Here is a 12107-nt window from a genome sequence, read left to right as displayed (position 1 = left end):
CTCTCAGGGGATGAACGCTCAGGACTGGGGTTTGTCGTCCTCGGTCGCGCTCAGGCCCGGTTCTGTACCGAGAATATCGATGACGAAGCACAGCGTATCGTCGCCGGCCGCCAGGTCCGGCGGGATCGTGATCGCTAGGCGCGATCCGACCTTCTGATCGACGAGAGCGGTCTGCAGACCGCGCATGGCCTTCCCGAGGTTGATGACCTGGGGGACGCCGGTCTCCCACGTGGACACGCGCACGACGCCATCGGTCCACCCCAGGGCGGTGAACTGTGCGACGACACGGTCGGACTCATGGACCTGCACGCCGTCACCCTTGATGAGCATCTGCGTCGTCACGCCATCCGGGACGGTCGAGCCGTGGGTAATGATCGGCCCATTGGGGTTGATCTCGACGCTGAGGGGGCCCACCGACGCATCCACCGCGGTGCCCACCGCGATGGATGGCAGAATGTCGATGACATCGACCTCGACGTTACTCGTGGATCCGGGGGCGCCAGCACCCGGCGCGATCGTACGGAAGGCGATCAGGCGCGAGCCCTCCTGCTGTCCGATCACCATGTTCGTCAGGTCCTCACCGATGACGTCAGTGCCGACGATCCCCAGGCTCAGCTGCGGGCGTCCAAACTCCGACAGGGTCTGCCCGGTCTCGCCGTCAAAGGCCGTGATCGCAACCAGTACAGGCGACCCCTCGGTGATCTCTCGGCCATCGCCCTTCACGAGCGTCGTTGCCTTCGAGCCGTCGACTTCCAGGGGAGCCTTGATTTCGATCGTCGGTGTGGCTCCGACACGGCCGGAGACGACGACGCGTTCGAAGAGTGGCAGGGTCGTCGACTGCGCGCTGACACCCGCACCGTTCTCCTCCTGGGCGGCGGGCGCCGGGCGGAATGCCCACCAGGCGACGGCCGCGCACACCCCGATGACTACCAGCGCGATGAGGAGGCGCACGAGCACGGACACGCGAGACGAACCTCGCGAGCGTTCACCCATCGCGGCGGCGCGCTGCGAGGAACCTTTCGTGCGTCGGCTGCTCGAAGAATCGGGATTGCGTGAAGCTGAGCTCATGCGGGAATCGTAGGAGACTGAGCGTCAATCTGCGCGATGAGCGCATCCACACGCGGATCGGATGTGGCCAAAGGATCTTGGAGGGAGAGCGGAATCGTCGACGAATCGTCCAGGCGCACATGCACCCAGTCGACGCTCAGGTCGGCGCGCGCATCCTCCGCGGCGGCGATGATGCGTCCGCGCAGGTGAGCTCGCGTCGTCGCCGGGGGGACGCTTATCGCGCGCGCCACGCCCTGCTCACTCGTCAGTCGGCGCATGAGCCCTGCGCGCTCCATGCGTTCGCGCAGGCCGTCCGCCGTGATCTCGGAGTAGGACAGCTCCAGGCGTGCCACGCGCGGATCACTCAGGGCGGCACCGGTGCGCGCGCAGTACGAGGTCAGCAGCTTGCGCTTGATCGCGATGTCGAGTTCCGTCTCCACCGCGCTCCAGTCGCCGCTGGCAATCGCGTCGAGGCCTCGGCCCCACAGGTCGACGACGTAGGCGCGCATGGGATCCAGGTCGGCGACGGGAATACGAGCGAGCACCCGCTCGCGAATCTCGCGCTGAAGCGCGACGGCGCTGGTCATGCGCCCGGATGCCAGCTCGATGGAGGCCGAGCCGGACAGGTCCGCGTTGATCTCACGGATCGCACGCATCGGGTCGGCGAGCGACAGATCCTCAATCTGGAGGCCGTCCTCGATCGCGTGGATAAGCAGCTCGGTCATGCCGACCTTGAGCGCGGTCGTCGGCTCGGCGACGTTCGTGTCTCCGACGATGACGTGCATGCGTCGGTATGCGCCCGAGTCAGCCAAGGCCTCGTCACGGGTGTTGATAATCGGGCGCGAGCGGGTGGTCGCCGACGATACGGCATCCCACATCTGGTCGGCACGCTGGGAGAACTGCAGGCGCGGGGCCGCGGCGGCCGTGTTGATCCAGCCGTTGCCCACCAGAATCTGGCGCGTCACGAAGAACGCAACAAGGGCGTCGGCCACCTGGCGGAAGTCGCGGCGGCGGTGCAGCAGGTAGTTCTCGTGGCAGCCATACGAGTTGCCCTGCGAGTCCAGGTTGTTGCGGAACAGGTGCAGGCGCAGATCGGTGCCCAGCTCGGCCAGAGCTTCGTCAGCCTGGAGCGCCAGATCGGCGAGCATGTCCGATCCGGCGCGATCCTGCTCGAGCAGGTCCTCGAGCCGGTCGCACTCGGCGGTGGCGTACTCGGGGTGCGCGCCCACGTCCAGGTAGAGGCGCCCGCCGTTACGCAGGAAAAGGTTCGAGGAGCGGCCCTGGTGCAACAGGGGCTCAAACAGCTGACGAGCGGCGTGCTCGGCGTCCATCGGCGCCGCCCCGGACGGGGACGCGGCCGTCAGCCCGTACTCCGTTTCGATGCCGAAAACTCGACGCCTCACGTCACTGGCCGCCCTTCTGGACGAAGCCCTGCACGAAGGCCTCGGCGTTGGTCTCGAGGACGGAATCGATCTCATCGAGGAGGGAGTCAATCGAGGAGGTACGAGCCTGGACCTGCCCGCCAGCCTCGAGCGCGTCGTCGATGGGGCTTGCTCCGCCAGCAAAAATCTGATTGGACATACTGTGATTATCTTTCGTTGAGAGGTTATCGGGTGGAGGTGTCTCGCGCATCGGCGATCGGGAAGCGCACCAGGTCGCCTTCGCCGGGATCGAAGACCAGCGAGGACCACGAGGCCTTGACCAGGTCTGGACGGTTGGCAACGGCCCAGCCGCGCACGTGGGCGCGCGTGTTGGTGGGGGCAACGTCGGCGGCGCGTTCGACCTCCTCGTCGGACACGAGGCGGCGCACCATGCCGGCCTTCGCGAGGCGATAGACGAGGCCGTGGCTGGGTCGCAGGTCCGCCCACTGCAGGTCGATGGCTGCCAGGCGAGGGTCGTTCCACTCCAGGCCCGCGCGTTCCTTCTGGCGCTTGACGAGCTGGTACTTAGCCACCCACTCGACGTCGCTGGCGACCGAGAAGAGGTCGGCGCGCATGCGGTCCAGGACCGACTGCCACAGGGTGAGTATGTCGCGATCCGCCTCCGTGGGCGTCGTGCCGGTCTCCTCGAAGGCGTCCAGGACCAGGTCGAGGTAGACCTGCTGGAGCTCGGCGGCCGTGTAGGAGCCGCCGGCCGTGCCGATCTTGTAGTCGAGGTCCGGGTGGTGGGAGACGTTCCAGGTTTCCTGCACGGGATCATCCATGACGATTGAATCCCAGCGCAGGTCGGTGCCCTGCTCGATGGCCCACAGGACCAGGGAGGTCGTGCCAAAGCGCAGGAAGGCCGACACGTCGAACATGTTGCCGTCGCCGCCGATGACGTGCAGGCGTCGGAACTGGGCCGGGTTGGCATGGGGTTCGTCGCGCGTGTTGATGATCGGGCGGTTGAAGGTCGTCTCCAGGCCCACTTCGTTTTCGACGAAGTCGGCGCGCTGGGACATCTGGAAGCCTGGGACCTCGCTCTTTTGCCCGCGGCCCACGCGGCCCGCGCCGCAGATGACGGGACGGGTGACCATGAAGGGCGTGAGGCCGCGGATGATCGTGTCCAGGTCGGTGATGCGCGGCATCTGGTAGTTCTCATGGGTGCCGTAGGCCGCGCCCTTGCCGTCCGTGTTGTTCTTGACCAGGACAATGGGCTCCTCGCCCAGAGCCTCCAGGCGTTCCATGACGCGACGGGCAATGACCTCGCCCGCGCGATCCCACAGGAGGGCGTCGCGCGCGCCCAGCGTCTCGGGGGCCGAGTACTCCGGGTGGGCGTGGTCGACGTACAGGCGCGCGCCGTTGGTCAGCACGGCCGTCGTCGCCGCGGGCAGAGCCAGCTCTTCGGCGGTGGGGCGCGCGACCTTTTCGGAACCACCCGAGGGAGCCAGGTGGTAGGGGTCGTCGGTCAGCAGGGACGGGTCGGCGGCCGCGCGCGACATGCGCATGCCGCGCAGGTCGTTGAGCGGGTCCTCCCCCGTGTAGTCCCAGCGTACGGCGCCCGAGCCCGAGGCCGGGGTGCCCTCCCGGGAGATCTCACCGTAGGCGGACACGACGCGGGTGGACAGAGCGATCGGGTTGGCCCAGGCATCGCCGGGACGGTAGACGCCGTACTCTGTCTCGGTCCCGATAATGCGTTCGCTGCTCATTTCACCGCTCCAATCGGCTTGACGCTGACAATCTCGGGGGCAAGCCCGCTCGTGCGTGCCCAGTCCTCGGGTGAAGAGGTTGCGGCCAGCTCCAGTGATTCGTTCATTTCCTCATGAACGCCGCGCAGGAGGTGACCCATCGTGAGCCCCGCGGCCTCGCCGCTCAGGGCGTCCTTGATCGCGTACTTCTTCGCGCGCTCCACGATGCCCGCGATGAGCGCGCCGGAGACCAGGTCCGCCAGATAGATGCGCTTATGCTCGCCGCTGACCAGCGTCGCCAGGAACAGGGCGGTCGTCTCATCGCGCGCGTACAGCGCGTCGACGGCGCGAGCGATCATCCCCGCCACGGCCTCGTTCATCCCACCGAATCGCGCGATCTCAGCCGCGTGGATCGGGACCTGCGGCGTCAAATACTTCGAGAAGATGTCGATCGCTCCGGCGCGGTCTGGGCGGTCCACGCGGATGCGCACGTCGAGGCGCCCGGGGCGCAAGACCGCAGGGTCGATCATGTCCGCGCGGTTGGATGCGCCGATGATCACGACGTTGTCCAAGGACTCGACGCCGTCCATTTCGGCGAGGAGCTGCGGGACGATCATCGTTTCCACATCCGAGGACACGCCCGTGCCGCGCGTGCGGAACAGCGCCTCCATCTCGTCGAAGAAGATGACGACGGGAGTGTCCCCGGCGGCCAGAGTACGAGCGCGGGCGAAGATCGCGCGGATCTGGCGCTCGGTCTCGCCAACGAACTTGTTGAGCAACTCCGGTCCCTTGATGGACAGGAAGAACGTCGAAGCACCGCCGCGCTTGGACAGCGAGTTGGCGACGGCCTTGGCGATGAGAGTCTTGCCCGAGCCGGGAGGACCGTACAGGAGGATGCCTTTGGGCGGGCGCAGGCCGAACTGACGGTACAGCTCGGGATGGTTGAAAGGCATCTCGATGGAGTCGCGCACCTGTGCGATCTGAGCGTCGAGGCCACCGATGTCCGCGTAGGTCACGTCCGGGACCTCCGGGGTCAGCAGCTGCTCGACGTCCTCCCGCACGATGCGTTCCAGGGCGATGCCCGAGCGAACGTCCACGACCAGGGAATCCCCGGGGCGCAGGTTCCCGTGACGCAGCGGACCCGCCAGCTCCAGCAGGGTCTCCGCGCCGCCCTCGGCGGCCACGAGCACGCGGTCAGCGCCCACCATTTCCAGAATGGAGACGACCTGACCGGAGCGCGCGAAATCGTCTGCGGCCACGGCGATCATCGTGTCGTCCAAGCGCACCCACTGCCCATACGACAGGTCGGTCACGTCAAGCTTGGGAGAGACGGCCACGCGCATGCGCTTGCCGCCGGTGACCACCTCAATCTGGCGCGAGGCGGGGAACGCGCGCACGAAGGTCGCCAGCGTCTGCGGCGGGCGCGAAACATCCGCGAGCTCGCCCTGCAGGCGGATCAGCTCGGTGCGCGCGGCAGTCAGCGCGCTTGTGAGGCGGCCGTTCTTCTCCTCGAGCGAGATGACGCGACGCTCAAGCGCCTGACGCTGCTCGATGTCATTCATCGGTCTCTACCTCGCGGCCTTCGCTCGCCCACGTGTCAGCCTGCGCGACGACGTCGCGGCGCACCTTGCGCACCTTCTTCTCAGAGTTCACTCGCTGGCCGACTTTTTCCAGCGTCCAGTCCGCCTCGTCATCCCACGCGCCGCCCTGGCCCTCCGCAGCCTTGGCGGGGCGGGTTGAGCGCTCCTGCGGAGTGACGCCGGGGGCGAGCAGACGAGTCACCACGAGGAAGCCCGTGTGGGCGACCATGCGGTGCTCGGGACGGACGGCCAGGCCATCGAGGTGCCATTCGCGGCGCATGTCCTCCCAGGCGTTCGGGTCCGTGAAGCGCTCGGAGGCACGCAGGTCCTCAACCAGGCGAGACATCTGCGTGACCGTCGCCACGTAGCACACGAGCACGCCGCCCGGAATGAGCGCGTGCGTGATCGCTTCAATGTTCTCCCAGGGAGCCAGCATGTCCAGGACGACGCGGTCCACGCTGGACTCTTCAAGCCCCCACAGCACCTCGTCCACGTCGCCGACGCGCAGATCCCACGCGGGGTGACGGCGCCCGAACCACAGGTCAACATTGGCCGCCGCGATATCCGCGAAGTCCTGGCGACGCTCGACGGAAATCAGTTGCCCCTGCGGTCCGACCGAGTCCAGGAGAGCCATGGACAGAGCGCCCGACCCCGCACCGGCCTCGACGACCGTGGCACCGGGGAAGATATCCCCCATGTGAGTGATGACGCCGGCGTCCTTGGGGTAGACGACGGCCGCACCGCGCGGCATCGACATGACGTAGTCGACCTGGAGGGGACGCAGGATCTGGAACTGGCGCCCCTCCTCCGTGACGATCACCTGGCCGTCGGGACGGCCGATCACGTCGTTGTGGTTGAACCCGCCCCGGTTGGATTGGAAGCGTCCGCCGCGTACCAGGATCACCTGGTGAAAGCGCCCTTTGGGATCGCGGACCTGGACGCGATCACCCTCGGTGAGGGGGCCTCGGCGGGTGGGCTGGCCGAAGTTCGTGGCCATTTCGGAATTATTACGCTGAATAGTCATTACGTAAAGAATAGCGCCTGAGGCTTGCCTGGCCCCTGCCAGGACACAGATGGGGGCGGTGGGGGTTAGCGTGGTATTCATGACAGACCTGATCGCCCCCTCCCCCGGCCCGCGCACATGGGACCCCGCCCTGTCGGCCTCGCGCGCGAAGGAATACGAGCGCTGCCCCCTGCAGTATCGACTTCACGTCCTAGACGGGTACCGCGAACCCGAGACCCGGGCGAAGGCGCTGGGCACGGTGGTCCACGCGGTCCTCGAGGAGCTGTTCGGGCTGGCCCCGGGCGAGCGCACACCCGAAGCTGCACGCTCCCGGGTGGTCCCCGCCTACCAGGCGGTGGTCGACAAGACTCCTGCGATCGGTGAGCTCTTCGCTGACCACGCCGACCTTGAGTCGTGGCTTGACGACGCGCGCGCAGTCATCGACGGATACTTCGCGATCGAGCAGCCCCAGTGGATCGCACCGGCCGCGCGCGAGCAGCGCGTCACGACGACGACCGCGGGTGGCGTGCGCCTGCTCGGTTTCATCGACCGCATCGACGCGGCCCCGGATGGCCGCTTGCGGGTCGTGGACTACAAGACCGGCAAGGCCCCGGGGCCTCGCTACGTGGACGAGGCCCTGTACCAGATGCGCTTTTACGCGCTGCTCCTGGCCCGCACGAAGAGGCTGCCTGCCCGCATGCAGCTGGTGTACCTGCGCGCCGGTCAGGTCATCACCTTCGATCCCGTCGCCGACGACATCCGTGCCTTTGAACGTCACATCGATGACCTGTGGGGGCGTATCGAGGCCGACATTGCGAACGATTCTTTCGCCCCGCGCAAGAATCCGCTGTGCAATTGGTGCGGCGTGCGCTCACTGTGCCCGGTGTTTGGTGGGACCACTCCCCCGATGCCCACGGAGCATGCACAGTGGTTGGCTCGGACTCGGCTAGGCTAGGGGCATGGATTCGAAGCAATGCGGACGTAGTGGCCTCTACCTGTCGTCGATCGGGCTGGGGACCCTGACGTGGGGGCGCGATACCGACGCGCCCGAGGCCTTAGAGATGCTGTCGCATTTCGTCGACGCGGGCGGTTCTCTGCTCGAGTGCTCCCCCTCGCACGGCGATGGAATGGCCGTGGACGTCGTATCCGAGGCGTTGGCGTCGGTCGGCAGGCACCGCGTGGTTCTCGCGTGGCGCGGTGGGATGCGTCGCGCCTCCGAGGGCGCCTGGGTGGGTGCAGCCGGTCGCGGTGATCTGCTGCGCAGCCTCGATGACGCGCTGGCGCGCCTGGATACGGACTACGTGGACGTGTGGCTGGTCGAGCCTCGCCCGGAGGTGCCGCTTGAAGAGACCCTGGAGGCCGCGACGCTGGCCTACCGGAGCGGGCGCGCCCGCTACGTGGGTCTGTCTCGTTCGTCTCACTGGCAGCTGGCCGAGGCCGTTACTCGCGGTGCTGTTGGAGTCAGCGCGCCGATCACGCTGGTCGAATTCCCCTTCTCGCTCGTTGATGCGGCCTGCGCGTCGACGGTTGCTGAGCTGGCCAGCAGGGGCGTTGGCGTGTTGGCCGCGTCTGCTCTGGCCGGCGGCGCTTTGACGGGTAAGTATCGCCATACGACGCCCGCTGATTCGCGCGCTGCTTCCCCGCATCTGCGTCACATGGTTGAGCCCTACCTGTCGGGCTTTGCCCGCAGCGTCATCGAGGCGACGCACCGCGCGGCCTCGGGCTTGGATCGTCCCACGGGGGATGTTGCCCTGGCGTGGGTGCGAGACTACCCGGGTATCTCCTCGGCTCTCGTTGGACCACGAACGGCTCGCCAGCTTGACACGCTTCTGGAGTACACCGCGGCCCTGCCCGCCCCGATTCGCGAGGTACTGTCCGAGGTCTCCCAGTAGCGGCGAGCAGCTTGCAGATACGAACGAGGGGCCGAACCGTGTGGTTCGACCCCTCGCCTCATGCGCGTGCGAGACTGATTGGTTTCAGTCATCGACTTCGATGAAGTCGTCGTCCTCGTCGTCGTAGTCATCCTCATCGTCGTCCTCGTCGATGTCCTCGAGGATGTCGAAGGGGAGCTCCACGCCCAGCTGGGTGAAGAGGATGTCGTCGTAGGTGAAGAAGGCGTCGCGCAGCGCCAGTTCGGCGGCTTCGAGCGCGGCGTCGTCGGCCTCGTCTCCATCGCGTGCGATGTCGAAGTGATTCTCGAAAGCGTTGAGCAGGCGCGTCAGCGCGCGGCGGGCATCTCCAGTCATGGCTCTTAGTCTACCGTGAGACCGCACACTTTTTCAGGGAAGGTTGAGCTGCGAACGGATCACGGACACCATGAGGTCTGTGCCCTTGATTTCCGCGGTCTGGTCGGCACCCAGGATGCGCGCCTGACCGTCGGAATCCAGCAGCTGCGAGGCGCCCATGTTCGGGCCCAGCGGTAGAATGACCCATTCCTTCGTGGGAACGTAGTGGGCGTCGGGCTCCTCGCCCTCGATTTGCGCGGTGATGTTCGCGATGACAACGCGGGCCTGCTGACGAGCGGCGTCGGCACGCTTGGATTCGCGTACGTCGGTCAGGTCGCCCACGGCGTAGATCGTCGAGTGGCCCGCCACCTGCATGGTCGGCTCGACGCGGATCGTGCCGTCGGGGTGCATGACAGACTCGTACTCGCTGCCGATCAGGAAGCCGGTGTTGGCGCGCGCGCCGTAGCACTGGAACCACAGGTCAGCTTCGATGACGTCGCCCTTCTTGGTCTCGACCATGAAGTGGGCGAGGTCGCCGACGTTTTGCGGGGGCAGGTAGGCCAGCTCGGAGCCGGTGACGACGCGAACGCCGAGGACGGCCAGCTGCTCGCTGATCTCATTGCGCAGGGCGTCGGTGTAGCCGGGGGTGCCCAGGATCTGGTCCGAAGCCTCGACGATCGTGATGTCCAGGCCGGGGAACGCGCTGGCGAGCTCGCCGGTCAGCTCGATGCCGACCGTTCCGCCGCCGACGATCATGACGGAGCGTGCGCGCGAGAGGTTTTCGTGGAGCTGCTCCAGGCGAGCCTTGGCCACGGAGGAACGGTAGGAGGAGTACTTGGCCGGGAAGGGGTAGGTCGACCCGGTCGCGAAGACGACATAGTCGGCTTCGATCGGATCGTGGCCGAACACGTGAACGGTCGTGCCGTGGACGGCGGAGACGGTGCCTCGCACGACCTTGCCTCGGCTCAGGAGGTTCGTGTAGGGCATGAAGATGGCGTGCTCCCACACGGTGTCGACGGCGGCGCGCAGGGCGGCCGCGTGATGGACGAACTGGTCCTTCTGCTCGATGAGGATGACGTCCGCGAGGGGATCGAGCCCCTTGGCGACCGTGACGCCTCCGTAACCTCCGCCGATGACTGCGACGCGTGCCATGACATTCCTCCTTTTACTGGACCGCGTCTATTGTGTCACCTCACGCTCACGAATGCGCGTGATAAGGGACCTTAGTCCGCATTGGCCGTGTCCTCGGGCTCCTCCAAGCCCAGGCCACGGGCGATATTCGGCTGGAAAAAGTTGGGGCCTTTGAGCACCTTGCCATCCTCGCGCAGCTTGACGGAGCCGTCGGGCATGAGCTTGGACAGGTTCGAAGCCTGCACCTCGGCCAGCACCGAGTCCAGGTCCATACCAGACTCGATAGCCATGCCGTAGATGACGTACACGAGGTCGGCCAGCGCGTCGGCGGTCTCGATAACGTCGCGGGTCCCTTCGTCGGAGGCGACGGCCTGCGCGGTTGCCTCCTCGATGATCGCGCGGGCACGCGGCCCGTAGACGGCGCCCATCAGCTCGGCAAACTCCTCGGCGATCAGGCTCATGCGCATGCCCAGGCGCTCGTAGTCCAGCGTGGGCGACGTGAAGGGCTGGATGGGCATCGAGTAGGTGCGGTGGAACTGGAGCACCAGTTCCATGGGGCTGGGTGCGCCCTTCGGTGCCGACGAGGCCGTGGTGTCCTTCTCGCTCATGCGCGGTCCTTTCTCGCGTTATCCCAGGCGGTGGCCAGGATGTTGGAAAATGCGGTAACGGTCTGGTGTCCGTCGACGAGGAATTGGCCGTCGAGGACGTAGGTGGGAACGGAGGCGACGCCCATATGCATCGCCATCTGGTAGTCAGAGTAGACGCGCGAGGCCCATTCCTCGTCGCCGACGGCCAGTGCTGCGAGGTCGGGCGGCATGCCGATGTCTTGGGCGCACCCGATGAGCACCTCGGGGTGGGACACGTCCAGGCCCATTTCGAAGTGGGACCGCATGATGGCTTCGGCGACCTTGAGGTGGAGCGAGTCCGGACCCGCGACCGTGTCGTCGTCGATGTCGGCGTCGTGGGCGGCAGCGATCACGCGATGCGCGCGCGAGGTGGGCGCGATGATGAGCGAATCGAAGTCGAAGCGGATGCCTTCTCGGGTACCGAGGGCGCGCATGCGGTCGTCGGCCTCGCGTACTTCTTCAAGTGTCGCGGCCCCGGATTCAACCAAAGCGACGATGCGCGGCTTGTCGACGGCGGCCTCCAGATCAGGGTCGAGGAGGTAGGCATGCAGGTAGACCTCGATCTGGTCGCCGTGGTCGAAGCTGGCCATGGCGGATCGCAGGTGCCGTAGACCCAGGTAGCTCCACGGGTCACATGTGTCGAGCCACATATCAATACGCACGGCGCCTCCTGATCGATCATATGGAAAACCCCGGGGCCTTTCGGCCCCGGGGCATTTCGTGCGCGGAGGGGGACTTGAACCCCCACCCTCGTAAAATGAGGACTAGCACCTCAAGCTAGCGCGTCTGCCTATTCCGCCACCCGCGCAGGTGATCGGTGCGAACCGTTGTGATCCGCAAGCGAGTAGAAGCTTAACACGACTTGATGGGCATGCGCCAATCGAAATCACGATTCCGCTGCGTCGCCCTTCAGGCGAGAGTCCAGAGTCGAGAAAACCTTTGCAATTGCTTCAATATCGGCGTCCGTCATACCGTCCAGGAGGTACTCGGCGACCGTCTGCTGATGCAGTTCTGTGGCAGCAAGCACAGTTTGGATACCCTGTGTCGTGAGGCACGCGTCATAGCCGCGTCGATCGACCTTGGAGGGGATGCGCTCGACCCAGCCATCACGAGACAGATTGGAGACCAGGTAGGTCACGCGCGATGGCGAGTACACGACGTGTTCGGCCAGCTCGCCCATGCGTAGGCGGTGGCTGGGGGCCTCCCACAGCGCCAGGAGGATGTTGTAGTCCGGCATGGAGACGCCATAGGTGCGCTTCAGGCGCGTTTCGAGGATTCCCTGCAGGCGTCCGGACGCCTCGAAGAAGACTCGCCACGCGGCTGCACGTGCACTATTGGCTTGGACGATCGGAGTGAGCCGTGCTCGCGTTTCCACGTGTACCTCTCTCG

The 12107-nt window shown here is 66.3% G+C and carries 13 protein-coding genes and 1 tRNA gene; 2 read left to right on the top strand and 12 right to left on the bottom strand.

Translation table 11 applies throughout. The annotated features are described in order from the left end of the window. Positions 1-18 precede the first annotated feature (18 nt). From O3669_RS00270 to O3669_RS00245, 6 genes are read right to left on the bottom strand one after another with little or no spacing between them, the layout of a single operon-like run. Positions 19-1068, bottom strand: coding sequence for an FKBP-type peptidyl-prolyl cis-trans isomerase (locus O3669_RS00270; RefSeq protein ID WP_371523181.1), 1050 nt, complete (start codon positions 1066-1068; stop codon positions 19-21). Continuing rightward, positions 1065-2450 (bottom strand): Pup--protein ligase, encoded by a 1386-nt coding sequence (gene pafA / locus O3669_RS00265; protein ID WP_314767944.1) that lies wholly within the window; start codon positions 2448-2450, stop codon positions 1065-1067. Before pafA ends, O3669_RS00270 begins: the two co-directional genes overlap by 4 nt. 1 nt (position 2451) lies before the next feature. Beyond that, positions 2452-2628 carry a ubiquitin-like protein Pup gene (locus O3669_RS00260; protein ID WP_070835581.1) on the bottom strand — a complete coding sequence of 59 codons (177 nt, stop codon included), beginning with the start codon at positions 2626-2628 and terminating at the stop codon, positions 2452-2454. Positions 2629-2653: 25 nt separating this feature from the next. Beyond that, positions 2654-4174 (bottom strand): depupylase/deamidase Dop, encoded by a 1521-nt coding sequence (gene dop / locus O3669_RS00255; protein ID WP_314767943.1) that lies wholly within the window; start codon positions 4172-4174, stop codon positions 2654-2656. Next, the gene (gene arc / locus O3669_RS00250) at positions 4171-5715 is read right to left on the bottom strand and encodes a proteasome ATPase (protein ID WP_371523178.1); all 1545 of its coding nucleotides are present in this window, start codon (positions 5713-5715) and stop codon (positions 4171-4173) included. The genes dop and arc overlap by 4 nt, the downstream gene beginning before the upstream one ends. Beyond that, positions 5708-6757 carry a tRNA (adenine-N1)-methyltransferase gene (locus O3669_RS00245; RefSeq protein WP_371523177.1) on the bottom strand — a complete coding sequence of 350 codons (1050 nt, stop codon included), beginning with the start codon at positions 6755-6757 and terminating at the stop codon, positions 5708-5710. Before O3669_RS00245 ends, arc begins: the two co-directional genes overlap by 8 nt. 79 nt (positions 6758-6836) lie before the next feature. Here O3669_RS00245 and O3669_RS00240 point away from each other — a divergent pair, with 79 nt between their 5' ends. Then, a complete protein-coding gene (locus O3669_RS00240) occupies positions 6837-7691 on the top strand; it encodes a RecB family exonuclease (RefSeq protein ID WP_371523176.1) in 855 nt (284 codons plus the stop codon). 4 nt (positions 7692-7695) lie between these two features. Beyond that, positions 7696-8628, top strand: a complete 933-nt coding sequence (locus O3669_RS00235) for an aldo/keto reductase (RefSeq protein WP_371523175.1) — start codon at positions 7696-7698, stop codon at positions 8626-8628. An 84-nt stretch (positions 8629-8712) separates the two neighbouring features. On the opposite strand, the gene O3669_RS00230 is transcribed toward O3669_RS00235, so the two are convergent. The 6 genes from O3669_RS00230 to O3669_RS00205 form a co-directional block, all read right to left on the bottom strand. Then, entirely contained in the window at positions 8713-8982 is a 270-nt protein-coding gene (locus O3669_RS00230) for a DNA primase (RefSeq protein ID WP_295917415.1), read from the bottom strand. A 33-nt stretch (positions 8983-9015) separates the two neighbouring features. After that, the gene (locus O3669_RS00225; protein ID WP_295965883.1) at positions 9016-10113 is read right to left on the bottom strand and encodes an NAD(P)/FAD-dependent oxidoreductase; all 1098 of its coding nucleotides are present in this window, start codon (positions 10111-10113) and stop codon (positions 9016-9018) included. 71 nt (positions 10114-10184) lie between these two features. Then, complete coding sequence (locus tag O3669_RS00220) at positions 10185-10700, bottom strand: phosphoribosyl-ATP diphosphatase (RefSeq protein ID WP_371523173.1); 516 nt, start codon at positions 10698-10700, stop codon at positions 10185-10187. Beyond that, positions 10697-11380: a DsbA family protein gene (locus O3669_RS00215; protein ID WP_371523172.1), complete on the bottom strand. Its 684-nt coding sequence runs from the start codon at positions 11378-11380 to the stop codon at positions 10697-10699. The genes O3669_RS00220 and O3669_RS00215 overlap by 4 nt, the downstream gene beginning before the upstream one ends. Before the next feature lie 59 nt (positions 11381-11439). Beyond that, a tRNA-Leu gene (locus O3669_RS00210) sits at positions 11440-11526 on the bottom strand. 78 nt (positions 11527-11604) lie between these two features. Beyond that, complete coding sequence (locus O3669_RS00205; RefSeq protein ID WP_295917422.1) at positions 11605-12093, bottom strand: MarR family winged helix-turn-helix transcriptional regulator; 489 nt, start codon at positions 12091-12093, stop codon at positions 11605-11607. Positions 12094-12107 lie beyond the last annotated feature (14 nt).

It is taken from the genome of Pauljensenia sp. 20925_1_34, from assembly GCF_041432775.1.
Lineage (GTDB): Bacteria > Actinomycetota > Actinomycetes > Actinomycetales > Actinomycetaceae > Pauljensenia.
The sequence above is the reverse complement of the archived record's forward strand: the minus strand, read 5'-3'. Positions and strand labels throughout refer to the sequence as shown.

Bases quoted from the DNA above. Each gene is read 5' to 3' on its own strand.
- O3669_RS00270 (WP_371523181.1), bottom strand. From the start codon at position 1,068: ATGAGCTCAGCTTCACGCAATCCCGATTCTTCGAGCAGCCGACGCACG.
- O3669_RS00260 (WP_070835581.1), bottom strand. From the start codon at position 2,628: ATGTCCAATCAGATTTTTGCTGGCGGAGCAAGCCCCATCGACGACGCG.
- dop (WP_314767943.1), bottom strand. From the start codon at position 4,174: ATGAGCAGCGAACGCATTATCGGGACCGAGACAGAGTACGGCGTCTAC.
- arc (WP_371523178.1), bottom strand. From the start codon at position 5,715: ATGAATGACATCGAGCAGCGTCAGGCGCTTGAGCGTCGCGTCATCTCG.
- O3669_RS00245 (WP_371523177.1), bottom strand. From the start codon at position 6,757: ATGACTATTCAGCGTAATAATTCCGAAATGGCCACGAACTTCGGCCAG.
- O3669_RS00240 (WP_371523176.1), top strand. From the start codon at position 6,837: ATGACAGACCTGATCGCCCCCTCCCCCGGCCCGCGCACATGGGACCCC.
- O3669_RS00235 (WP_371523175.1), top strand. From the start codon at position 7,696: ATGGATTCGAAGCAATGCGGACGTAGTGGCCTCTACCTGTCGTCGATC.
- O3669_RS00230 (WP_295917415.1), bottom strand. From the start codon at position 8,982: ATGACTGGAGATGCCCGCCGCGCGCTGACGCGCCTGCTCAACGCTTTC.
- O3669_RS00225 (WP_295965883.1), bottom strand. From the start codon at position 10,113: ATGGCACGCGTCGCAGTCATCGGCGGAGGTTACGGAGGCGTCACGGTC.
- O3669_RS00220 (WP_371523173.1), bottom strand. From the start codon at position 10,700: ATGAGCGAGAAGGACACCACGGCCTCGTCGGCACCGAAGGGCGCACCC.